This is a genomic window from Streptomyces sp. NPDC000983, from assembly GCF_040299205.1.
Classification (GTDB): Bacteria; Actinomycetota; Actinomycetes; order Streptomycetales; family Streptomycetaceae; genus Streptomyces.
The window spans coordinates 23,709-45,385 of the sequence record NZ_JBEPBM010000035.1; the positions used below are offsets into that span (position 1 = coordinate 23,709).

At 70.8% G+C, this 21,677-nt stretch carries 18 protein-coding genes; 11 read left to right on the top strand and 7 right to left on the bottom strand.

The features are described from left to right. Positions 1-56: 56 nt before the first annotated feature. From ABT296_RS30220 to ABT296_RS30230, 3 genes are all read left to right on the top strand, one after another. Positions 57-974: an alpha/beta hydrolase family protein gene (locus ABT296_RS30220; RefSeq protein ID WP_351931850.1), complete on the top strand. Its 918-nt coding sequence runs from the start codon at positions 57-59 to the stop codon at positions 972-974. Between the two features lie 294 nt (positions 975-1,268). After that, positions 1,269-1,448, top strand: coding sequence for a DUF6480 family protein (locus ABT296_RS30225; protein ID WP_351931851.1), 180 nt, complete (start codon positions 1,269-1,271; stop codon positions 1,446-1,448). Positions 1,449-1,584: 136 nt separating this feature from the next. After that, entirely contained in the window at positions 1,585-2,805 is a 1,221-nt protein-coding gene (locus ABT296_RS30230; RefSeq protein WP_351931852.1) for a metallophosphoesterase, read from the top strand. A 21-nt stretch (positions 2,806-2,826) separates the two neighbouring features. On the opposite strand, the gene ABT296_RS30235 is transcribed toward ABT296_RS30230, so the two are convergent. Then, entirely contained in the window at positions 2,827-3,399 is a 573-nt protein-coding gene (locus tag ABT296_RS30235) for a DUF4240 domain-containing protein (protein WP_351931853.1), read from the bottom strand. Positions 3,400-3,568: 169 nt separating this feature from the next. On the opposite strand from ABT296_RS30235, the gene ABT296_RS30240 reads away from it, so the two are divergent. Continuing rightward, on the top strand, positions 3,569-4,426 hold the full coding sequence (locus ABT296_RS30240) for an MBL fold metallo-hydrolase (RefSeq protein WP_351931854.1): 858 nt from the start codon (positions 3,569-3,571) through the stop codon (positions 4,424-4,426). Positions 4,427-4,474: 48 nt separating this feature from the next. Here the strand turns inward: ABT296_RS30240 and ABT296_RS30245 are convergent, their stop codons facing one another. From ABT296_RS30245 to ABT296_RS30255, 3 genes are all read right to left on the bottom strand, one after another. Continuing rightward, positions 4,475-4,822: a hypothetical protein gene (locus ABT296_RS30245; protein ID WP_351931855.1), complete on the bottom strand. Its 348-nt coding sequence runs from the start codon at positions 4,820-4,822 to the stop codon at positions 4,475-4,477. A gap of 358 nt (positions 4,823-5,180) precedes the next feature. After that, positions 5,181-6,614: an aldehyde dehydrogenase family protein gene (locus ABT296_RS30250; RefSeq protein WP_351931856.1), complete on the bottom strand. Its 1,434-nt coding sequence runs from the start codon at positions 6,612-6,614 to the stop codon at positions 5,181-5,183. 36 nt (positions 6,615-6,650) lie between these two features. Beyond that, the gene (locus tag ABT296_RS30255) at positions 6,651-7,367 is read right to left on the bottom strand and encodes a type 1 glutamine amidotransferase domain-containing protein (protein WP_351931857.1); all 717 of its coding nucleotides are present in this window, start codon (positions 7,365-7,367) and stop codon (positions 6,651-6,653) included. A gap of 187 nt (positions 7,368-7,554) precedes the next feature. Between ABT296_RS30255 and ABT296_RS30260 the strand changes: the two genes are divergently transcribed. Together ABT296_RS30260 and ABT296_RS30265 are read left to right on the top strand one after the other, a co-directional pair. After that, positions 7,555-8,124, top strand: a complete 570-nt coding sequence (locus tag ABT296_RS30260) for a TetR/AcrR family transcriptional regulator (RefSeq protein WP_351931858.1) — start codon at positions 7,555-7,557, stop codon at positions 8,122-8,124. Between the two features lie 153 nt (positions 8,125-8,277). Further along, positions 8,278-9,519 (top strand): NADH:flavin oxidoreductase/NADH oxidase family protein, encoded by a 1,242-nt coding sequence (locus ABT296_RS30265; protein ID WP_351931859.1) that lies wholly within the window; start codon positions 8,278-8,280, stop codon positions 9,517-9,519. A 54-nt stretch (positions 9,520-9,573) separates the two neighbouring features. Here the strand turns inward: ABT296_RS30265 and ABT296_RS30270 are convergent, their stop codons facing one another. Then, the gene (locus tag ABT296_RS30270; RefSeq protein WP_351931860.1) at positions 9,574-10,548 is read right to left on the bottom strand and encodes an alpha/beta hydrolase; all 975 of its coding nucleotides are present in this window, start codon (positions 10,546-10,548) and stop codon (positions 9,574-9,576) included. 448 nt (positions 10,549-10,996) lie between these two features. On the opposite strand from ABT296_RS30270, the gene ABT296_RS30275 reads away from it, so the two are divergent. Continuing rightward, on the top strand, positions 10,997-11,956 hold the full coding sequence (locus tag ABT296_RS30275; RefSeq protein ID WP_351931861.1) for an NAD(P)H-quinone oxidoreductase: 960 nt from the start codon (positions 10,997-10,999) through the stop codon (positions 11,954-11,956). 271 nt (positions 11,957-12,227) lie between these two features. Continuing rightward, positions 12,228-13,115: a bile acid:sodium symporter family protein gene (locus ABT296_RS30280; RefSeq protein ID WP_351931862.1), complete on the top strand. Its 888-nt coding sequence runs from the start codon at positions 12,228-12,230 to the stop codon at positions 13,113-13,115. A gap of 77 nt (positions 13,116-13,192) precedes the next feature. On the opposite strand, the gene ABT296_RS30285 is transcribed toward ABT296_RS30280, so the two are convergent. Both ABT296_RS30285 and ABT296_RS30290 read right to left on the bottom strand, forming a co-directional pair. Then, on the bottom strand, positions 13,193-15,466 hold the full coding sequence (locus tag ABT296_RS30285; protein ID WP_351931863.1) for an MMPL family transporter: 2,274 nt from the start codon (positions 15,464-15,466) through the stop codon (positions 13,193-13,195). 300 nt (positions 15,467-15,766) lie between these two features. Then, the gene (locus ABT296_RS30290; RefSeq protein ID WP_351931864.1) at positions 15,767-16,378 is read right to left on the bottom strand and encodes a TetR/AcrR family transcriptional regulator; all 612 of its coding nucleotides are present in this window, start codon (positions 16,376-16,378) and stop codon (positions 15,767-15,769) included. Between the two features lie 206 nt (positions 16,379-16,584). On the opposite strand from ABT296_RS30290, the gene ABT296_RS30295 reads away from it, so the two are divergent. The 3 genes from ABT296_RS30295 (at position 16,585) to ABT296_RS30305 (ending at position 21,668) form a co-directional block, all read left to right on the top strand. Then, entirely contained in the window at positions 16,585-19,548 is a 2,964-nt protein-coding gene (locus ABT296_RS30295) for an AMP-binding protein (protein ID WP_351931894.1), read from the top strand. Then, complete coding sequence (locus tag ABT296_RS30300) at positions 19,548-20,642, top strand: phosphotransferase family protein (protein ID WP_351931865.1); 1,095 nt, start codon at positions 19,548-19,550, stop codon at positions 20,640-20,642. The genes ABT296_RS30295 and ABT296_RS30300 overlap by 1 nt, the downstream gene beginning before the upstream one ends. Positions 20,643-20,747: 105 nt before the next feature. Further along, entirely contained in the window at positions 20,748-21,668 is a 921-nt protein-coding gene (locus ABT296_RS30305) for an acetoacetate decarboxylase family protein (RefSeq protein WP_351931866.1), read from the top strand. Positions 21,669-21,677 lie beyond the last annotated feature (9 nt).

A 21,677-nucleotide genomic window follows, 5' to 3' on the forward strand; every position in this document is an offset into this window, starting at 1 on the left:
CACCAGCACCAGTCCGCCAGGAGTCACCGTTGCCTCCCCACAGAAAAGGTGATCACGTGCTCCGCAACTCACTGCGGTTCGCCGCGGCCGCGATACTCGCCCTCGCGGCAAGCCTGAGCATCACCGCCCCGGCCCGGCCGGCAGCGGTCGTGGATCCCGCGGCGCCCGGCTCCTTCGCCGTCGCCTACACGGATCTCACGGTGTCGGCCTCGGGCCGCTCGTACAGCGCACGCGTCTGGTATCCCGGCACAAGTGCCGGTGCGGACAAGCCCGTCGCCGCCGGCGCACATCCCGGCCTCGCCTTCGGCCACGGCTTCTTCCAGAGCATCAACCAGTACGAGAGCCTGCTCAGGCACTACGCCTCGTGGGGCTTCGTCACGGTCACGCCGAAGTCCCAAGGGGGCCTGTTCCCCAGCCACTCGGCCTTCGCGGCGGACCTCAACGCGGCACTCACCTGGCTCACCGCCCAGAACACCACCGCCGGTTCACGCTTCGCGGGCGCGATCGCCACGAACCGACTCGGCGTCTCCGGCCACTCCATGGGCGGCGGCGCGGCCCTGGTCGCGGCGAGCCTCAACCCGGCGGTCAGGAGCGTCTCCACGCTGGCCGCCGCCGAGACCAACCCGTCGGCCGTCAGCGCCTCCAGGACACTGACCGTCCCCGCGCAGTACGTCGGCGGCAGCGCGGACAGCATCGCCTCGGTGGCCGACCACCAGCGGAAGATGTACGACGCCAAGCCGGCCCCCGCCCAACTCCGGGTCATCACCGGCGGGTTCCACTGCGGCTTCGAGGACAGTTCCGGATTCGGCTGCGACAGCGGCGGCATCACACGCGCGGCCCAGCAGAAGCTGACCCAGGGCGTCACCACGGCCTGGCTGCTGCACACGCTGGCGGGTGATCCGGCTCTGTACGACCAGGTCTGGGGACCGACGGCCCAGAACCTGCCCGGGGTCGTCTACTCCGCGAAGCCCTGACTTCCGTCATCCTCGGGGAATTGCGCCCAGGAATTCATAGCCGCCGCCCGGCCTCTGCGTCCATTCGCGGGAAGAGGAACCGTGGTCCGGCCTGTCTCGGCCGCCGCATTTCCTATGCGGCGGCCGTCGGCATTCACACGGGCAGGACAGTAATCGGTCACCGTACGGATCTCCGGAGGCACACAGTGCGAATTTGCGTCCAACGGCATCCGAAAGAACCCTGGTATCGGAAACGTTCGTAGCTTCCGAGGGACGAGGAATCCGCACGACCGGCGACGATCCGGAGGTGTGACCATGGTTGAGAAGCTGCCTGCTCCCGGCGAGACCCCCGCGGTGGAAGGGTCGACGGCCGAGGCCCATCAGGAACGACCGGACGGCGGGGTCTGGGACCACCCCTTCTGGTGGCTCTCCTTGATCGTGATCGGCTCCGCGCTGGTCGCCGCCTTCTTCCTGGCGCGAGTGTTCACCCTCTGACCACCGGCACCGCACGCTCTCCGGCAGATCCTCACGGAGGCATCCAGTCCCCTCCCGGCCATGAACGCCGGTCCGGTCGGCCCGAAGGGCACCGGATACAGTGCCCAGGACGGCAGCCTGGCCAGAGAGGGCGTTCGTGACCGACACCAGCAACACCCGACCCGCCGACAGCGACGCTCCGGCGCCCCGGCCGAGCGGTCTGCACCGTGTGATGCGCTACCTGCCCCTGGTCGCCCCCGTCCTCCTGTGGACCGTCCCCTGCTGGGTGCTCCTGCACAGTGGCCAGCACTGGCCGCTGCCCGTCGCCCTCGGCGGCACCGCCCTGTTCGTCCTCGGTCTCGTCGTGATGCCGCTCGCGATGGCGCGTGGCCACGGCCGACGCCAGCAGGACGCGGCGGCGATCGTCGGTGACACCCTGCTCGGCTCCAGCTGGGTCCTGTTCACCTGGTCCCTGCTCCTGGGCGTCCCCCTGTGGCTCGTCCTGACCGTGGCCGGTGTCGGCGAGGGTCAGGACCGGGCCCGTACCGTCACCTGGGCCGTCCTCGGCACGACCGCCGTACTCCTCGCGTGGGGGTACGCCGAAGCCCGCCGCGTGCCACGCGTGCGGCGGCTCGACGTGCTGCTCCCCCGGCTCGGCGCCGGACTGGACGGCACACGCGTCGCCCTCATCACCGACACCCACTACGGCCCCCTCGACCGCGCCCGCTGGTCGGAGCGGGTCTGCGAGACGGTGAACACCCTGGAGGCCGACCTCGTCTGCCACACCGGCGACATCGCGGACGGCACCGCCGAACGCCGCCGCGCCCAGGCCGCCCCGTTGGGCACCGTGCGGGCCACCCACGCCCGGGTCTACGTCACCGGCAACCACGAGTACTACAGCGAGGCCCAGGGCTGGGTCGACCTGATGGACGAGCTGGGCTGGGAGCCACTGCGCAACCGGCATCTGCTGCTCGAACGCGGCGGCGACACCCTGGTCGTCGCCGGTGTGGACGACGTCACCGCCGAGTCCTCCGGCCTCGCGGGCCACCGCGCCCACCTCGACGGCGCCCTGGAGGGGGCCGACCCGGAGCTGCCCGTCCTGCTCCTCGCGCACCAGCCCAAGTTCATCGACCGGGCGGCGGCCGGCGGCGTCGACCTCCAGCTCTCCGGCCACACCCACGGCGGCCAGATCTGGCCCTTCCACCAACTGGTCCGTCTCGACCAGCCCGCCCTCGCCGGCCTGACCCGCCACGGCCCGCGCACCCTCCTCTACACCAGCCGCGGCACCGGCTTCTGGGGCCCGCCGTTCCGCGTCTTCGCCCCCAGCGAGATCACTCTCCTCGTCCTGCGCTCCCCGCACGCGTCAGCCACGGTGTAGCGCCCCGGGGCGGCACATCGCTCACACGGCGGCGCCCAGCAGCAGGGCGGCCAGGCGGGGCAGGCGCCGGCGCATCTCGTCGTCGTCGTCGAAGTCGAAGTCCTCACCCATGTCGACCGAGGTGCGGTCCTCGTTGTGCGCGCCTCGGAACTCGCGCCAGGCCTCGTAGAAGGCGTCGGCATCACCGGTGATCCGTTCGAAGGCCCCGGCGGCCGCGTAGTTCACGTCCTCGTAGAAGAGGACTTCGGAACGGTCGCGGGCGTTCGCGTCCGCCACGGCCTCGGGGTGCTCGGCGAGGCTGTCGGGGTCGGCGGCGACGCGCTCGTACCACCGGCGTCCAGACGCGATCACTCCGGCGCGGAAGTCCATGAAACTGTCGTCGGAGCATCCGCCTCCGATGAGATAGGCGGCCGCCCACACGTCCCAGCGGTAGAGGGCGTCGTGCAGGGTGTCGAAGCGCGCCGCGTATTCCAGGATCTCCTGTCGTGGCCTGGCGGCGAGTTGTCCGACGAGCACCTCGTCGAACGGCTCGCCCGATTCGGCGGCCCCGGCTCGCGCGGCCTCGATGATGTCCCAGAACGTGTCGATCTCCATGACCGCGCACTCTCCCACGGCCCTCTGACAATCGACCTGGGCCAGGGCGGAACGGGGAGCCGCGGCAGCAGCAGACCGCCTGGCTGCGCTCGTCACGGCCGGGACGCCGGACGCGAGCGTGACCGTGGACCCGCCAGAAGTCCGGTCAGGACATGGCAGGATCCCGGCCATGTCTCTCAGCGTTCCTCGCCTCCGGATCGGCTCGGCCGAGATCATCGCCCTCGCCGACGCGGAAGGCCCCTTCTTCTCACCGCGCACCGAGGCCTTCCCCGAGGCCACACCTGCCCAATGGGCCGAGGCCGACCGCTACGACCCGGGCTCGGTCGACACCGAGGGCCGTTGGCGGCTGCAGTTCCGCGCGTTCGCGATACGCGGCGACCAGGGCCTCACCGTCGTGGACGCCGGGATCGGCCCGGCGGACAGCCCTGCCAGTTCGTGGGCGCCGGTGCCCGGTGCGCTCCCGGCGTCGCTCGCCGCGGCGGGGATCGACCCGGCCGATGTCGACACCGTGGTACTGACCCACCTCCACACCGACCACGTCGGATGGGCGGTCGTGACCGAGGCGTCCGTCCCGTGGGCGGGCGGCACCCAGAACGACTCCCCTTCGGCGGACAGCCGCCGCCCCTACTTCCCCAACGCCGAATACCTGCTCCAGCGGGCCGAGTTCGACGCCATCGACGCGCTCAACCCACAACTCCGCGAGAGCCTCACCGGCCCCCTCGCCGCCGCCGGCCGACTCCGGCTCCTCGACGGGGACACGCCGCTGCGCACGGGCCGCGTGGTCGCCACGCCCGGCCACACCCCCGGACACCAGAGCGTGCTGGTCGACGCCGGCCGCGAACGGGCCCTCATCACAGGCGACTTGTTGGTGCACGCGCTCCAACTCCTCCACCCCGAGCTGGCCTATGCGCACGAGACCGACCCCGACGTGGCCAGGCTCTCCAGGCAGCGCATGCTCAGCCACGAAACCGGCGCCGAACTGCACCTGGCGACACCACATTTGACGGAGCCGTTCGTGTCGACGTGATCGCGAAGGCCCGGGACGAAAGCCAACACAGCGCCGACAGGCGCCGCGTCAGCCCAGCGTGGCGCCGAATTGCCCGAACTCGGCTTCCTCCCGGGTGAGGTGCACGGTCCCTCGATGGGACACCTCAACCTGGTAGAAGGACTCCCCGCGCGGCACGCCGGCGATGTACACCTCGAAGGAGCACGTACCACCCGCCAGAGAGGACTCCCCGAGACCGCCTGTGGCGATCACGGTGCCGGAGGCGTCGTACACGGTGACGGAGGCACCCTCGTAGATGTCGGTATACCCACCGGATCCCTCACAGCCGCCGGCTCCGTCGCTCACTGCCCCGTCGGTGAGTGCGAAGGTCCCCGTCAGGTCGAACACGCCCTGGCTGTCGGCGGAGGCGATTTCCATCACGGTTTGGGTGACGGTGGGAGCGGGTGCCGCTTCACCGCCGTCCCGAAACGCCGCCCATACGACGGCCGAGCCGACGAGGAGACCGGCCAGAGCCGCCCCGGTGACAGCAATGACGACACGTCTCCGGCTGCGCGGCGCCCTGACGGTCGGCGCACCGGACGGCGACGGTGGATCGTCGTTCCCGCTCATGAACCCAGAATCCACCCGCCCGACCCAACCCGCACACCGGGGCACCGACCTGATGCGGCGGGCGGTGCCCGAAGGTCACGCATGCGAAGGGCGGACCTCTTCCGCTCCGGCGGTCACTCCGGTGTCAGGCCGCGCGCATCGCTGCGTTGGAGGCGCACTCGGTCGTTCAGCGTCTTCTTCCCAGGAGTGGGTGGGTTCGGGATACCGCCTTGGCGATGAGGGCGAAGGAGCGGGTGGTGTGAGGGGCGTAGATCAGGCGCAGGGTGTCCGGTCTGGTGGGTTTCGACAGGAGCGGTTTGCGGTGGGTGAAGGTGTCGAAGGATGCCTTGCCGTGGTAAGCGCCCATGCCGGAGGGGCCGACGCCGCCGAAGGGCAGGTCCGGGACGCCGAGGTGGATCATCGGAGCGTTGAGGACGAGCCCTCCGGAGGAGGTTCGCTCCAGCAGGGCCTGGCGGGCGGACTTGTCGCGGGTGAAGGCGTACAGGGAGAGGGGCTTGTCCCTGGCGTTGATGAAGTCGATGGCGTCGTCGACGCCCCGTACGGTCAGGATCGGGAGGATCGGGCCGAAGATCTCCTCGGTCATGACGGGGGCGCCGGGCGGTACGTCGGTCAGTACCGTGGGGGCGATGTAGCGTTCGGCGGCGTCGGACGTGCCGCCGATGAGAAGGTCGCCGTCGGTGGTGAGTGCGGTCAGCCGGTGGAAGTGGCGGTCGTTGACGATCCGTCCGTAGTCCGCGCTGGTACGGGGGTTGGCGCCGTACATCTGGTGGACGGCTGCCGGGAGCGCCGCGAGCAGGGCGTCACGGGCGGCCTGGGTGACCAGGACGTAGTCGGGGGCGACGCAGGTCTGGCCGGCGTTGGTGAACTTGCCCCAGGCCAGTCGGCGCGCGGTGACGGTCATGTCGGCGGTCTCGTCGATGAAGACCGGTGATTTGCCGCCGAGTTCGAGGGTGGTGGGGGTGAGGTTCTTCGCCGCGGCGGCGGCCACGACGCGGCCGACGGTGCCGTTGCCGGTGTAGAAGATGTGGTCGAAGCGCTGGGCGAGCAGGGTGGTGGTCTCCTCCACCGCTCCTTCGACGACGGCGACGGCTTCCAGGTGGCGGGGCAGGAGGTCGGCGAGGAGTCCGCTGGTGGCGGGTGCGAGTTCGCTCGGCTTGACGACGGCCGCGTTGCCCGCGGCCAGCGCGCCGACGAGGGGGTTGAGGGTGAGCGTCAGTGGATAGTTCCAGGGCGCGATGATCAGGCAGACGCCGAGGGGTTCGGGGTGGATCCGGGCCGTCGCGGGTTTGATGTTGAGGGGGACGGCGACCCTGCGGGGCCTCATCCAGCGGTCGAGGTGGCGCAGGGCGTGCTCGATCTCGGTGAGGACCTGGCCGATCTCGGTGAGGTGTGACTCGGTTCGGCCTTTGCGCAGGTCGTCGTAGAGGGCTTCCTCGATGGCCGGGGTGTGGTCCAGGAGGAGCCGCCGCAGGGCGCGGAGCTGGCGTCGGCGCCAGGCGGCGGGCCGGGTGAGTCCGGTGTCGAAGGTGGCTCGGAGTCCTGCGACGGTTTGGGGGATGTGCTGGTCCTGCTGTACGGCGGGGGCGGCGGTGCCGGTCATGGGCGCGTGCCTTCCGGACGGTGGGGTGGGGTGCGGCTATCGGACCGCGGCCGCCGCGTTCACGTCGGCGACGAGGCGTTCGGCGAGGCGCTCGGAGGACGGCGGGTTCTGGCCGGTGTACAGGTTGCGGTCGACCACGACGTACGGCCGCAGCGGGAACCGCGCCTTGGAGTACTCGGCCCCGCTCTCCCGCAGCCGGTCCTCCAGCAGCCACAGCGCCTTGCGGCCGAAGCTGTTGAACTTCTCCTCCAGGTTGGACAACCCCGTCATGCGGTACCCGGTGAAGGGCCACGACCCGTCCTCGTTCTGTGCGGCGAAGGCCGCGGCCGGGGCGTGGCACAGCAGGGCGAGCGGCTTGCCCGAGTGCAGTACCCGGGTGAGCAGCGCTCCTGACACCGGGTCCACCGACAGGTCCTCCATCGGACCGTGGCCGCCGGGGTAGAACACGACGTCGAAGTCGTCCGGGTCCATCTCCGCCAGCACGCGCGGGTTGGCCAGCTCGTGCTTGATCGAGACCAGGTAGGTGGCGACCTCACGCAGCTTCGAGGGCCATCCCGCCGTATGCGACATGCTCTGCCGGTCCAGTGTCGGGACCTTCCCGCCGGGCGTCGCGATCGTGATCTCCCAGCCCGCCGCCGAGAAGATCTTGTGCGGCATCGCCAGTTCCTCGCCCCAGAATCCCGACGGGTGCACCTCTCCGTCCCGCAAGGTCCAGCGATCCGCCGCGGATACGACAAACAACACCCTGGTCATGATGTTCCTCTCTGCTGCCCGGATGGGCCCGGACGGGGCCGCCTGCCGTCGGGCGGCGCGCACATCCGTTGTCATCCGGCGCAACCGGCCCGAAACCATCATCTGTCCCAGGGGGAGTCCGGGCGACCGGCCTTCCCATATTTTTACACACGGATGTAAATTAGCCACTGCTGGTAAAGTTGCCGTCATGACAGGTGACAGCCTCAGAGAGCGGAGCAAGGCGCGGCGCAGGGAGGCGATCCTCACCGCGGCCTACGAACTGTTCGCCGAGCGGGGCTTCGACGCCACGAGCATCGCCGACATCGCCGAGGTGGCCGAGGTCTCACCGCGTACGGTCACCCTCTACTTCCCCTCCAAGCTCGAACTCGCGATGGCGCACTTCACCGAGTTCGTCGACCACCTGGCCGACACCCTGCACACCCGGCCGAAGGGGCAGGGGATCATCGACACCGTGGAGCGATGGCTGCGCGAACAGGCGGGCACGCAGGGCAAGTTCGACGAGCTGCACGACCGGATGATGCAGGCCAACCCGCAGCTCAAGGGCCTGTGCGGGAGCCGCCTGACCGAGGTGATCCAGGACGGCGCGCGACTCCTGGCGGAGGAGCGGGGCTGGCGGGCGGACGACTTCGCACCCCGGATCCTGGCCGCCACGGTGGCGAGCGTGATCGGTGAACTGACCCACCGGTCCGAGCCGGGGGACCTCGACACCGCGATGACCTTCATCCGCGCCGCGGCCGCCTCCCTGCCCCAGAACTGACCAGCAGCAGGATCGGGCCCGCCCTGCGTCGCACCCACCGGCAACTCCTGTGCCGCTTCACACACCCACCCATGTTTACAGTGATTACATCACTGCCCTAATGTGAACACTGCACACATCGTGCCGCGTTCCGAGATGGGAAGGGGAAGCCGGATGACCAGCGAGCTGTTCTCGCCGTTGTCCCTGCGCTCCGGGCAGGTACTGCGCAACAGGATCGCCAAGGCGGCCATGGAGGAGAACATGGCCGGTGAGGGCCAGCTCCCGGACCAGGAGCTGTTCGGGCTGTACCGGCGCTGGGCCGAGGGCGGCACCGGGCTGCTGATCACCGGCAACGTCATGGTCCACGCCGAGGCGCTGACGGGTCCCGCAGGCGTCGTACTCGACGAGAACGCCCCGCTGGAGCCGTTCGCCGAGTGGGCCAGGGCAGGCAAGTCCGGCGGCGGGGCGATCTGGATGCAGATCAACCACCCCGGCCGCCAGATCGGGTCCGACATGCCGGGCGTGGTGTGGGGCCCCTCCGACGTCGGCGTCGACCTGGGCAGGCACAGCAGCCGGTTCGGCCGTCCGGTCGCCATGACGGCCGAGCAGATCGGGGCCACCGTGGCCCGGTACGCGGTCACCGCCCGGCGCGCCGAGGAGGCGGGCTTCGACGGGGTGGAGATCCACGCCGCGCACGGGTACCTGCTCTCGCAGTTCCTGTCTCCCCTGGTCAACACGCGCGCCGACGCCTGGGGCGGCTCGCTGGAGAACCGGGCCCGGATGCTGCTGGACGTCGTACGGGCCGTCCGCGCCGCCGTCTCCGCGTCCTTCGCCGTCGCCGTGAAGCTCAACTCGGCCGACTTCCAGCGAGGCGGCTTCGACGCCGACGACGCACGGCAGGTCATCGGCATGCTCGAACCCCTCGGTGTGGACCTGGTCGAACTCTCCGGCGGCAGCTACGAGAGCCCGGCGATGACCGGCCGCCGCACGGACTCCCGTACGCAGGCCCGCGAGGCGTACTTCCTGGACCTGGCGAAGGACCTGGTCGGGACGAGCCCGCTGCCGCTCATGCTCACCGGCGGGATCACCCGGCGCGAGACCGCGGACCGGGTCCTCGACAGCGGTGTGGCGGTCATCGGCATGGGCACCGCGCTCGCGGTCACCCCCGATCTGCCCGACCGCTGGCTCCGCGGGCTGGAGGCCGATCGGCAGATGCGGGCCGTGACCTGGTCCGACAAGGCGCTGGCCTCCGCCGCCGGCATGGCGCAGGTCCGCCTGCAGCTGCGCCGTATCGCCCGCGGTCGCGTGTCCAAGCCGGGTACTCACCCCGCGATCGCGCTGATCTCCGAGCAGCGCAGGCAGCGCAAGGCCCTGCGGCGCTACCGGGCCTGGCTGCCGTCCCGGCGCGCCGCGTAGCCGGGACGGCAGCCAGGTCCGCCCGTTTCCCGAGGGAACGGGCGGGCGCCCGACTCAGCCGTCCTGCAGTGCCGTTCCGAGGAAGTCGACGGCGAGCTTGCGTGCGACGTTGGCGGCGCGCGTGTCACGCAGGCTGTCCAGCAGCAGGAAGTCGTGGACCATGCCCGCCACCCGGACCGAGGTCACGTCCACGCCCGCCTCGCGCAGCCTGTTGGCGTACTTCTCGCCCTCGTCGCGCAGGACGTCGGCCTCGTCGGTGATGACCAGCGTGACGGGCAGGCCCTTGAGCTGGTCGAGGCTCGCCCGCAACGGGGAGGCGTGGTGCTCGGCGCGCTGGGCCGGGTCGGTGGTGTACGCGTCCCAGAACCACTTCATGCCGTCCCGCGTGAGGTAGTAGCCCTCGGCGAACTGCAGGTAGGACGGCGTGTCGAAGTCTGCGTCGGCGACCGGGTAGAGCAGGCACTGGGCCTTGAGGTCAATGCCGCCGCGCTCCTTGTTCATCAGCGCGAACACCGCCGACATGCACCCGCCGACCGACTCTCCGGTGACGGCGACGCGCGAGGCGTCCAGGCCGTGCTCGGCGCCGTGCTTCAGGACCCACTGGCCCACCGCGTAGTTCTGCTCGACCTGGGTCGGGTACTTGGCCTCGGGCGCCCGGTCGTAGACCGGGAAGACGCCCGCCGCGCCCGCGCCGACGGCGAGTTCGCGGAACAGCCGGTCGTGTGTCCGGTCGTCACCGAAGACCCATCCCGCGCCGTGGATGTAGAACAGCACCGGCAGCGCGCCCGTCGCCCCCTTGGGGCGGATGATGCGGGTGCGGACCGTCCCCCACTCGCCGGCGTCGACGTCCACCCATTCCTCGTCGACGTCCGGCCGCGGCACGCTGGGGTCGACCTGGAGGCTGAGCAGGATGTCCCGGCCCTTCTCCGGCGGGACCTCGTAGATGCGGGGGTGCGGGTCCGTCGCCTCGCACAGCTCCTTCGCGGCGGGTTCGAGGTACGGAGTGATCGGAGGGGGAAGCTCAGTCATGTCCGCTCCATGTAGCGAGTGTGTGCGTGCCCTTGGTCCGGGCCCCATCGGCCGCGACCGCTGCCTCCCCCCAGCCCCCGCGCGGCGCAGGACCGGTCCCCATCCTTCGCGAACTGCCCGATATGCGCAATATGAGTTGTTACTGCGCACTTCGGCGGGCCCTGCGGAGGGGGCGGCACCCGACTGCAACAGCACTCCGCGAGCCGCCTCTTCATGTTGACGCCGTCCACTTCCCGGCGTAATGTAAACGCTGCACACATTGGGTTCTCCTCAGCTCCGACCCGGGTTCCGAGCACCTCCGCCTACGGCCCCGGCCCGCTCGACCGCTGCGACCCACACCCATCGGCGCAGCCCTCGCGACAGGTGCCGCACCTTTTGCCAGGCGCTGGTCATCGTGTTTGCCTCGAAAGCGGGAGAACCCTTCACTCGGCCAGAAACAGGAAGTGCCATGAAGGCTGTATCGATCACGGAACACGGCGGCCCCGAGGTCCTGGAGTGGACCGACGTCGAGGACCCGGTTCCCGCAGCGGGCGAAGTGGTCGTCGACGTCGTGGCCGGCGCCCTCAACCGCGCCGACGTCATGCAGCGTTGGGGCCTCTACCCCCTGCAACCCGACTGGTCGCCCTACCCGGGCCTGGAGGTCTCCGGCCGGATCAGCGCACTCGGCGAGGGGGTCACCGGCTGGCAGGTCGGCGACGAGGTCTGCGCGCTGCTGACCGGCGGCGGATACGCCCAGAAGGTCGCGGTGCCCGCCGGGCAACTCCTCACGATTCCCCAGGGGATCGGCCTGGTCGAGGCGGCCGGGCTGCCCGAGATCACCGCCACGGTGTGGTCCAACCTCGTCATGACCGCCCGGCTGAAGGCGGGCGAGACCCTCCTCGTGCACGGCGGCGCCGGTGGCGTGGGCACCATGGCGATCCAGGTCGCCAAGGCGCTCGGCGCCCGTGTCGTCACCACCGTCGGCGGCCCGGAGAAGGCCGCCCGGGCCCTGGAACTGGGTGCCGACGCGGCGATCGACTACCGCACCGAGGACTTCACCGAGCACGGCCCGTACGACGTCGTCCTGGACGTCGTGGGCGGCGACTACCTCGAACGCAACATCCGCTCGCTCGCCGCCGACGGCCGCCTCGTCGTCATCGGCCTCCAGAAGAGCCTGGAGGCCCAACTCAACCTCGCGGAACTGGTGTTCAAGCGGCTCTCCGTGCACGGCACCACCCTGCGCACCCGCTCCGGGGCGGACAAGGCCACCATCGTCGCCGAGGTCCAGCACCACGTCTGGCCCCTCATCGAGAACGGCACCGTGCGGCTGGTCGTCGACCGCACACTCCCCATGGCCGAGGCCGCCGAGGGCCACCGCCTGATGGAGGCGGGCGGCCACACCGGCAAGATCCTCCTCGTGAACGACTGAACCCCGGCCCGCACACAGCTCCCGTCACCGCGCGTGGCGGGAGCTGTTCGGCATGGGGGCGTGCGGGTCGCCGTACCGGCGCGCGACGAGTTCGTCCCGTCGGGAAAACCGGCCCGACCTGGGATGTTGACAGTGCTCACGCGTGCACCTACTGTGCGCGATGCAGCGGCCACTCAAGCGCAGCCGTCATCGGTCCGACGTACGGCCTTCACGCGGGAGTCGCCCTGCGCATCCCTCGACGTCATCCACGCCCTTGGAGACGAAGCCGCGCATGGACACTCCCCTCGCCACCGTGTTCCTCCCGCTAGCGCTCGCGATCATCATGTTCGGGCTGGGCCTGTCCCTGACCGTCGACGACTTCCGCCGGGTGCGACGCCATCCCCGCGCGGTCATCGTGGCGATGCTCTGCCAGCTCCTGCTCCTGCCCGTTGTCTGTCTGGGCCTCGTCCTCTCCTTTGACCTCTCCCCCGTCCTGGCCGTCGGCATGATGCTGCTGGCCGCCTCGCCCGGCGGGACGACGGCGAACCTCTTCAGTCATCTCTTCGGCGGCGACGTGGCGTTGAACGTCACGCTCACCGCGGTCAACGCGGTGCTGGCCATCGTGACGTTGCCGGTCATCACCAATCTCGCGCTGCACCACTTCGAACCGGACATCGGGGAGAGCGGGATGGGGCTGCAGTTCGGCAAGGTGCTCCAGGTCTTCGCCCTGGTGCTCGTGCCGGTGGCGATCGGCATGGCGGTGCGCCGCCGCTCGGAGGCGTTCGCGCTGCGCATGGACCGTCCGGTCCGGCTGTTGTCCGTCGCGGTGCTGCTCGCGGTCATCGTCGGCGCCCTGGTGTCGGAGCGGGACAACATCGTCGACTACCTCACTGATGTGGGGCCGGTGGCGGTGGTCTTCTGCGTACTGAGCCTGACGACCGGGTACTTCGTGCCGCGCCTGGTCAGGCTGGACAAGCCGCAGTCCATCGCCTGCTCCATGGAGATAGGCGTGCACAACAGTGCCGTGGCCATGACGCTGGCGATCAGTGTGCTCGGGAGCGTCGGTCTGGCGGTGCCGGCCGCTGTCTACGGGGTGCTCATGTATCCCGTCGCGGCACTCGCGGGGATGCTGATGACCAGGGGTTCGCGCACGTCCCGCGAGCCCGCTCGGGCGGTCTGACCGGGATCTGGAGACGGAGGAGGGGAACCGCCTCGGCGGCGGTTCCCCTCCTCACGGTCGTCGTCCCGACGGACGCGTCAGGCCCGTACGGCCGTTCTGTCGTCGTCCTTCGTCGGGTCGTCGTCCGTCGTCCGGTCGCCCTTCGTCGGGGAGTCGCCCTTCTTCAGGTCGACCTCCGCCTCGGCGGCCGGGCCGGCCGCGGCCGGCAGGCGTGCGCCCTCGATGTCCACGTCCGGCAGGACGCGGTCGAGCCACCGGGGCATGCTCCAGGCGCGGCGCCCCAGCAGGGACATGGCGGCCGGCACGAGCATCATGCGGACGACGAACGCGTCGACGAACACGCCGAAGGCCAGGGCGAAGCCGATGGACTTGACGATCGGGTCGTCGTTGAAGATGAACCCGCCGAACACCGCGACCATGATCAGCGCTGCCGCCACGACGACCCGTGCGCTGCGCGAGACGCCCTCGGCGATGGCTTCGGCCGGGTCCTTGCTGTGCTCGTAGTGTTCGCGCATCCGGCTGACGAGGAACACCTCGTAGTCCATGGCGAGTCCGAAGAGGACGCCGGTCAGCAGGACCGGAAGGAAGCTGGTGACCGGTCCGACGGCCGCGACGTCCAGGACGCCGTTGAGATGACCCTGTTGGAACACCCAGACCGAGGCGCCGAGGCTGGCGCCGACCGAGAGCAGGAAGCCCAGAGCCGCCTTGAGCGGCACCAGCACCGAGCGGAAGGCGATGGCCAGCAGGAACAGGGCCAGAATGACGATCACGCCGATGAACAGGGGCAGTGCGGAGCTGAGTTTGCCCGCCACGTCGATCGCCATGGCCGTCTGGCCGGTGACGTAGAGGGAACCGCCGGCATCGGTGACGGTCGGAGCCTGGTCGCGTATGCGGTGGACCAGGTCGGTGGTGGCCTGTGCGTCCGGGCTCGACCTGGGCACCACGGACATGACCACGAGGCCGCCGGAGGGGCCGGCCACCGGCGGTGAGACGGCAGCCACGTTCTTGTCTGCGGCCAGCTCGTCACGTAGTTCCGTGACGGTGGTCTGCCGCTCGTCCCGCGCGATGCCTTCGGTGTCCACCACGGTGATGAGGGTGGCGTTGAAACCGGGGCCGAAGCCCTCGGTGAGCAGGTCGTAGCTCTTGTGCTGGGTGGTGGCCTCGGGCTGGGAGGCGTAACTGGGCAGGCCGAGACGGAGGTCGCGGGCGGGCAGCGCGATGGCCAGCAGCCCGAGGACTCCGGCCAGCAGGACGATCGCCGGCGCGCGGGTGACCGTACGCGCCCAGGCGAGGCCCCAGGACCCGGCGGTGCGCTGCGGGCGTTCGGCCTTGGTCCCGCGCTTGCGCGGGCGCATCCGCTCCCCGAAGACGCCGAGGACGGCCGGGAGGAGGCTGATGGCGACCAGGACGGCGATCAGTACGGTCGCCGCGCCGGCGAGCCCCATGATCGTGAGGAACGGGATGCCGGTGATGGCCAGGGCTGCCAGGGCGATGACGACGGTGGCGCCGGCGAAGACGACCGCGCTGCCGGCCGTGGCCGTGGCGCGTGCGATCGACTCCTCCCAGTCGGCCTCCGGGTCGGCGAGCTGCTCTCGATGGCGGGAGATGACGAACAGGGCGTAGTCGATACCGACCGCCAGGCCGATCATCAGCGCCAGCGTGGTCGCCGTACCGGTCATCTCCACGAAGCCGGAGACGAACATCGTGCCGAGCACACCGACGGCGACGCCCAACAGCGCGGTCAGCAGCGGCAGTCCGGCCGCGACGACGGAACCGAGCGCGACGGCGAGGATCACGAAGGCGAGGACGACGCCGACCACCTCGGCCGGGCCACCCGCCTCGGTCTGCGGCAGCATGGCCGAGCCGCCCAGCTCGACCTGCATCCCCGCGTCACGCAGGGGCTCCACCGTGGCCGCCAGTTCCTCCCTGGCCTCCTCCGGGACCTCGGAGGCCTCCTCGGAGAACCGGACGTCGGAGAAGGCGATGGTCCGGTCCGCCGACACCGCGCCGGACGACGACGGCTGGGAGACGTCGACGACACCCTCCACCTTCGCCGCGTCGCGCAGGACGCCGTCGATGACCTCGCGCTGCGCCGGGTCCGTGACGGTCCGGCCCTCGGGGGCCGCGATCACCACGCGGACGACGCCGCCGGCGGCCGGGGGGAACTTCTCCTTCAGCAGGTCCTGGGCCTTCTGGGACTCCACGCCGGGGACGGTGAACTCGGTGGAGGTCTTGCCGTGCAGAGTCGCTCCGAGGCCGCCGACGACGGCGAGGAGGAGGATCCAGGTCGCTATCACCAGGCGGCGGTGGCGCACCATCCAGCGCGCCCAGGCATACAGGCGTGAGGCCATCGGAGCATTCCTAACTGGTCAGAGCCATGACCGAGGGAGAGCCAAGGGATGCGTGGTGGATCGCGGAACGCACACCTCACCACTGCCTGCACCATACGGCATTTTTGCAGTGCGCTGTAAATTAGCCGCGAGTAGCAAACTTGCATCGCACTGCGCACCCGAAGGGGAGCGTGCGGCACTGGCGACCCAGAAGGTTCGATATGTGGATAAAACGACACCACAAGGGCTCGCACACCCATCCGCGCACGCCCACCCCGCGCACGCCCGGGGGCGACCGTCACATCGCAAAGCTCACACGGCTCACACGGCTCCCGCGGTCATGCGCGTCATCGCGCGGTAGCGGTCCGCCAGTTCGCGCGGGGAGTGTTCGCCGTCGGCGCGGTACCACTGGGCCACCCCGGTGCACATGGTGACGATCGCCCTGCTGGCGTCGCGCGGATACGGGGCCGTGAACACCTTCCGGGCGACGCCGTCCTCGATGACGCGGTCCATCAGACGCTGCTGCCGGTCACGCGCTCCGATGTAGGTGGTCCGGGTCTCCCCGACGAGGCTGCGGATCTCGCTGTAGGCGATGAACGCGAGGTCGCGCTGGTGGGCGTGGAACAGCACGAGGCACTCCACGAGCAGGTCCAGCCGCCCGCGGACGTCGTCGCCGGCCTCCTCCAGGGCCGCGGCGCTGCGCCGCCAGAGGTCGTCCATGGCGTGGGAGACGAGCGCGACGAGCAGGGCCTGCTTGGAGGGGTAGTGGTAGTACAGCCCGGGCACCGAGAGTTCGGCGCGCGCGGCCACGGTCCGGATGGTGGTCCCGTGGTAGCCGTGCTCCATGAAGCAGGCCAGCGCGGTCTCGAGGATCGGCGGCAGCCCAGTGCCGGTGTACGTCCTCCAGTCCGCCCCGGCGTCGGTCTTCGTCACTGCGCTCCCCTTTTCCCCGGCCGCCCCCGGATCTTCGTCGCGTCGGCACAGTATGCGGCCTCGGTCCGCCCGTGCGGCGGGCGGACCTCTTGACATGTCCCGGGCCCACCTCTTCACTTTACCGAGCGGCCGCTCGGTAACCGAGCAACCGCTCGGTATCCGTGGCGCCCGAGGACTGACGCGGGCGGGAAGGACGGCACTTGACGGTGGACGAGGAGCACTCGGGGCCCACGCACTCCCCTGCCGGGCCGGCCGCCGGACACGACTCACTCGTCGCGGCCTGGGCGTCGCGGGTGGCGGGGAATCCGGAGGGAACGGCGCTCCGGTACTTCGACGGCTCCCTGACCGCACGGGAGGCGGACGCGGCCTCGGACGCCCTCGCCGCCGCGTTCGAGGCCCGTGGGACGGTGCGGGGTGACCGGGTCGGCGTGTACCTGCAGAACGTGCCGCAGTACGCGCTGGTGCTGCTGGCCCTGTGGAAGCTGGGCGCCACCGCGCTCGGCCTCAACCCGATGTACCGGCGCGACGAGCTGCGCCGCATCGTCGACGACGCCGGCGCGGTCGGCGTCGTCTGCGCCGACACCGACGTCGAGGAGACGCTCGGCACCCTGTCGGGCGGCACGGTCCGGTGGCTGGTCAGCACGTCGGCGCTGGACCTCCAGTCCCGCGACGATCCGCGGGTCTTCGCCACGACCACGCGTGCCGCCCCCGCACCGGACGGCGATCTCGTCGCCCTGATCGAGGAGTTCGCCGGCCGGCGGCCCGCGCCGAGGCGGCTGAACCGCGAGGACATCGCGTTCCTGACCTACACCTCCGGCACGACCGGGCCGCCGAAGGGTGCCATGCACACCCACGGCAACGTCCTCTCCGTGGTGACGTCCTGCGCGGCGTGGACCGGTGTGGGCGACGGGGACGTCGTACTCGCCGTCGCCCCGCTGTTCCACATCACCGGTGCGGTGATCAGCGCGGCGATCTCCCTGCTCGGGGACACCACCCTCGTCCTGACGGGCCGTTTCCACCCCGAGGTGGTCCTGGAGGCGTTCGCCGAGCACGGGGTCACCTTCACCATCGGGTCGATCACGGCGTACAACGCGCTCCACGAACTGCCGCAGGCGCGGGCGGAGCATTTCGCTTCGGTGAAGGCCCTGTACTCCGGGGGCGCGCCGATTCCGCCGGCGACCGTCGAGCGGTTCGAGGAGCGGTTCGGCGTCTACCTCCACAACGCCTACGGGATGACGGAGACGACCTCCGCCGTGATCGCCGTGCCCGTGGGGCGCCGGGCGCCGGTGCACGGGCCGAGCGGGACGCTGTCCGTCGGACTGCCGCTGCCGCATCTCACCGCGCGGGTCGTGGACGCCCACGGCGACCCGGTGCCCAGCGGGGAGCAGGGCGAACTGGAGCTGACGGGACCGCAGTTGGTGCCGGGGTACTGGGGCGGTCCCGAGGCCACCGAACAGGCGATGCCGCACGGCCGGCTGCGTACGGGTGACGTCGCCGTCATCGACGAGCAGGGCTGGGTGTATCTGGTGGACCGGCTCAAGGACCAGATCAACGTCTCCGGGTACAAGGTCTGGCCGCGTGAGGTCGAGGACGCCCTGTACGAGCATCCGTCCGTGCTGGAGGTCGCCGTCATCGGGGAGCCGGACGACTACCGGGGCGAGATCGTCGTCGCCCATGTGTCGTGCAAGGCGGGGCCGAGTGCCACGTCGGGGGAGCTGATCGCGTTCACCCGTGAGCGGCTGGCGGCCTACAAGTGCCCCCCCGGAGCATCCACTTCGTCGCCGACCTGCCCAAGACGCAGAGCGGCAAGATCCGGCGCGCCGAACTCCGCGGTGCGGGCCCCGCCCCGTCCACCGGCTGAGCCGTCGGCCTGCCGCCTCCCGGGCTGGACGACCGGGTCCGATCACCTCACCCAGAAGAACAGGACCGTCATGACCTTCACCCCTCTGCCTCCCGACGTCGCCGAACTGCGGGAGCGCACCCGCCGGTTCATCCGCGAGGTCGTCATCGACGCCGAACCCGCTCCGGGTGGCCGGCTCGAACCGGCCACCCGTGCACGGCTCCAGGCGGCCGCCAAGGAGGCCGGCGTCTTCGCTCCGCATGTGCCGAAGGAGTACGGCGGCCAGGGCGTGCCCATCGAGCACTGGTCCCCCATCCTCCAGGAGGCCGGGTACTCGCCGATCGGCCCCAGCGCGCTCAACTGCATGGCTCCCGACGAGGGAAACATGCACATGCTCAACCTGATCGCGACGGAGGAACAGAAGCACCGCTATCTGGTGCCGCTGGCCGCGGGGGAGGTCCGGTCCTGCTTCGGGATGACCGAGCCGCACCCGGGTGCGGGCTCCGACCCGGCGGCCCTGCGGACCGCGGCCGTACGCACCGCGGGCGGCTGGACCGTCGACGGGCACAAGCGGTTCACCAGCGGTGCCGTCGGCGCCGGGTTCTGCATCGTGATGGCACGGACGCCGGCCGCGGACGGCGCCCCCGAGGGCGCCACCATGTTCCTCGTCGACATGGACAACCCCGGCGTCCGGGTCGGCGAGGCGATCCACACCGTCGACCGGGCCATCGACGGCGGTCACCCGCATCTGTACTTCGAGGACTGTTTCGTCCCCGACGAGGCGGTGCTCGGGGAGGTCGGGCTCGGCTTCCGGTACGCCCAGGTGCGGCTGGGTCCGGCGCGCCTGACGCATTGCATGCGGTGGCTGGGGCTGGCCCGGCGGGCGCTCGACATCGCACTGGACCGCTCCGGGGAGCGGGAGTTGTTCGGCGGGCGGCTGGAGTCGCTGGGGCTGGCGCAGCATCTGATCGCCGAGTCGGTGATCGACGTCGAGACGTCCGACGCGATCATCACCAAGACCGCGGCGCTGCTGCACTCCGATCCCAGGGCGGGCTCCGCGATGTCCTCGATCGCGAAGGTGCACTGTTCCGAGGCGGTGTTCCGGATCATCGACCGGGCCGTCCAGATCTGCGGCGGGGACGGTGTGTCCGACGGGCTCCCGCTGGCCCAGTACCTCAACGAGGTCCGGCCGTTCCGCATCTACGACGGCCCCAACGAGACCCACCGGTGGGCCATCGCCCGTCGCGCCTCGGCCGGCCGGAGCGCGGCGGTGCGAGCCGGTGAGCCGTACCGGGGCCACGCCGTCACGGGCCGGAACGGGGGCGTGTGATGCACACCGTCCCCGACGGGGTGGAGGTCGTCGCGAGCCGGGACCGGGCCGGCACGAGCGCTCCGCTGCTGGTGCTCGACGCGGTCACCGGCTTCCTGGACGCGCACGGCGTCGGGCGCGGCCCGCTCGCCTGGCGGCGCATCGGCGACGGCCACTCCAACGTCACCTATCTCATCGAGCGGGGCGAGGACGCCGTCGTGCTGCGGCGCGGCCCGCGCCCGCCGCTGCCGAGGTCGACGCACGACATGGTCCGGGAGGCCCGTATCCAGCGGGCTCTCCAGGGGCGCGGGGTGCCGGTGCCGGAGATCATCGCCGTCTGCGAGGACGAGACGCTCCTGGGCGTGCCCTTCTACGTCATGTCCCGCCTCGACGGGACCGTCGTCACCGACACCGTCCCGGCGCACCTCTCCCCCGCCGGGCAGCGGCGGGCGACCGGTGAGGCGGTCGTCGACGCGCTCGTGGCCCTGCACTCCATCGACGTGTCCACGGGTGAACTCGCCGCGCTGGGCTCGCCGGAGGGGTATCTGCGGCGGCAGGTGGAGCGGTTCCGTGGACTGTGGGAGGTCAACAGCGCGCGGAGACTGCCCGAGGTGGAGCGGATCGCGGACTGGCTGGGCCGTAACCTGCCGGCGAGCCAGGCGGCGTCGGTGGTGCACGGCGACTACCGCATGGGCAACCTGATGTTCGCCCGGCAGGCGCCCGCCAGGATTCTCGCGATCCTGGACTGGGAGATGGCCACGCTGGGCGACCCCCTTGCCGACCTGGGCTATCTCACCGCCACCTACTCCCAGGCGGGCGTCCCCGGCACCCCTCTGGAGCTGACTCCGGTGACCCGGGCGCCCGGGTTCCCCACCCGGGAGGAACTGGCGCGGCGGTACCAGGGGCGTACGGGTCTCGATCTCACTCCGCTGCCCTGGTACCAGACGCTCGCGCTGTGGAAGGCGGCCATCTTCTGCGAGGCGATCCACACGCGCTGGCTGCGGGGTGAGCGCCCGCACGACACGGTGTTCGGGCCGTCCCTGGAGGCGGGGGTCCCCCGCCTGCTGGAGGCGGCGGCGCAGTTCGCGGGCCTGAACGCGCCTTCACGCGGCTGACGCCCGGCGCCGCCCCGGGGGAACCCACCTTCATTGTTGACGGTGCTTACATTGCCGCTCTACAGTCATGTATACATCGCTTACATGAAGGTGGGGAGCCCTCGTATGTCTTCGTCGCAGCAGGACACGGTCAAGGTCGACCTGGGCGGCCGCGCGGTCACCGTCCCCAGGGGCGGCCTGTACGACCGCTACCGCATGGACCCCGATCTGGACGCCATCGCCCGCGACCCCCGGGTCGGCGGCGTCGACTTCTTCCGCCGACTGCCCAAGACCAAGGTCGACTCGCCCATCGGCCCGACCCTGACCCCGAACTTCTACTACAGCGTCTCGACCGCCCGGCTCACGATGCTCGCCCCGTCCCGGGCGATCCGCGCCCGTCTGCCCGAGGAGCTCGCGCCGCTGGAGCTCGCCCCGGGCCTGGGACTGGTCTCCGTGATGTTCTTCCGCTACGACGTGTGCGACATCGACTTCTACACCGAGGCCGCCGTCGGCATCGCCGTGAAGCCCGCACGCCACGGCGGGCTCGGCTTCTTCGACCTCGTCTCCGGCCTCAAGAACGAGCACCTGGACTCCTACGTCCTGTCCCTGCCGGTCAGTTCGGAGATCGCCCAGGTGCGCGGCCACGACGGCTACGGCTTCCCCAAGTGGGTCACCGGCCTCGACGTCGACATCGACGTCGACCGCACCTCCGCCCGCGTCACCAACGACGCCGGCGGAGTCGACCTCGCGCTCCTGGCGGCCACCCCGAAGCAGTCCGCCCACCCCAGCGGCAAGCGCGTCACCTCCCTCACCTCCTACACGACGATCGGCGGCGCCTGGCACTCCACCCTGAGCCAGACCAACGTGCTCCGCGCCGGGGCGACGCGCTCGGCCCGCGGGGTCAGCCTGGAGATCGGCGAAGGCCGCATGGCCGACGACCTGCGCTCCCTCAAGCCCCGCCGGACCCTCCGGTTCGACGTGATGACCCAGGGCCAGGTCGCCCTGCACATGCCGGTCCCCACCTCGGTCCCGAGCCGGAACAAGTAAGCAGCAAGG

Bases quoted from the DNA above. Each gene is read 5' to 3' on its own strand.
- ABT296_RS30245 (WP_351931855.1), bottom strand. From the start codon at position 4,822: ATGGAAATCGCCTCCGCCGACAGCCAGGGCGTGTTCGACCTGACGGGG.
- ABT296_RS30265 (WP_351931859.1), top strand. From the start codon at position 8,278: ATGACCAGCGAGCTGTTCTCGCCGTTGTCCCTGCGCTCCGGGCAGGTA.
- ABT296_RS30250 (WP_351931856.1), bottom strand. From the start codon at position 6,614: ATGACCGGCACCGCCGCCCCCGCCGTACAGCAGGACCAGCACATCCCC.
- ABT296_RS30260 (WP_351931858.1), top strand. From the start codon at position 7,555: ATGACAGGTGACAGCCTCAGAGAGCGGAGCAAGGCGCGGCGCAGGGAG.
- ABT296_RS30300 (WP_351931865.1), top strand. From the start codon at position 19,548: ATGCACACCGTCCCCGACGGGGTGGAGGTCGTCGCGAGCCGGGACCGG.
- ABT296_RS30305 (WP_351931866.1), top strand. From the start codon at position 20,748: ATGTCTTCGTCGCAGCAGGACACGGTCAAGGTCGACCTGGGCGGCCGC.
- ABT296_RS30235 (WP_351931853.1), bottom strand. From the start codon at position 3,399: ATGGAGATCGACACGTTCTGGGACATCATCGAGGCCGCGCGAGCCGGG.
- ABT296_RS30270 (WP_351931860.1), bottom strand. From the start codon at position 10,548: ATGACTGAGCTTCCCCCTCCGATCACTCCGTACCTCGAACCCGCCGCG.
- ABT296_RS30285 (WP_351931863.1), bottom strand. From the start codon at position 15,466: ATGGCCTCACGCCTGTATGCCTGGGCGCGCTGGATGGTGCGCCACCGC.
- ABT296_RS30275 (WP_351931861.1), top strand. From the start codon at position 10,997: ATGAAGGCTGTATCGATCACGGAACACGGCGGCCCCGAGGTCCTGGAG.
- ABT296_RS30225 (WP_351931851.1), top strand. From the start codon at position 1,269: ATGGTTGAGAAGCTGCCTGCTCCCGGCGAGACCCCCGCGGTGGAAGGG.
- ABT296_RS30280 (WP_351931862.1), top strand. From the start codon at position 12,228: ATGGACACTCCCCTCGCCACCGTGTTCCTCCCGCTAGCGCTCGCGATC.
- ABT296_RS30255 (WP_351931857.1), bottom strand. From the start codon at position 7,367: ATGACCAGGGTGTTGTTTGTCGTATCCGCGGCGGATCGCTGGACCTTG.
- ABT296_RS30240 (WP_351931854.1), top strand. From the start codon at position 3,569: ATGTCTCTCAGCGTTCCTCGCCTCCGGATCGGCTCGGCCGAGATCATC.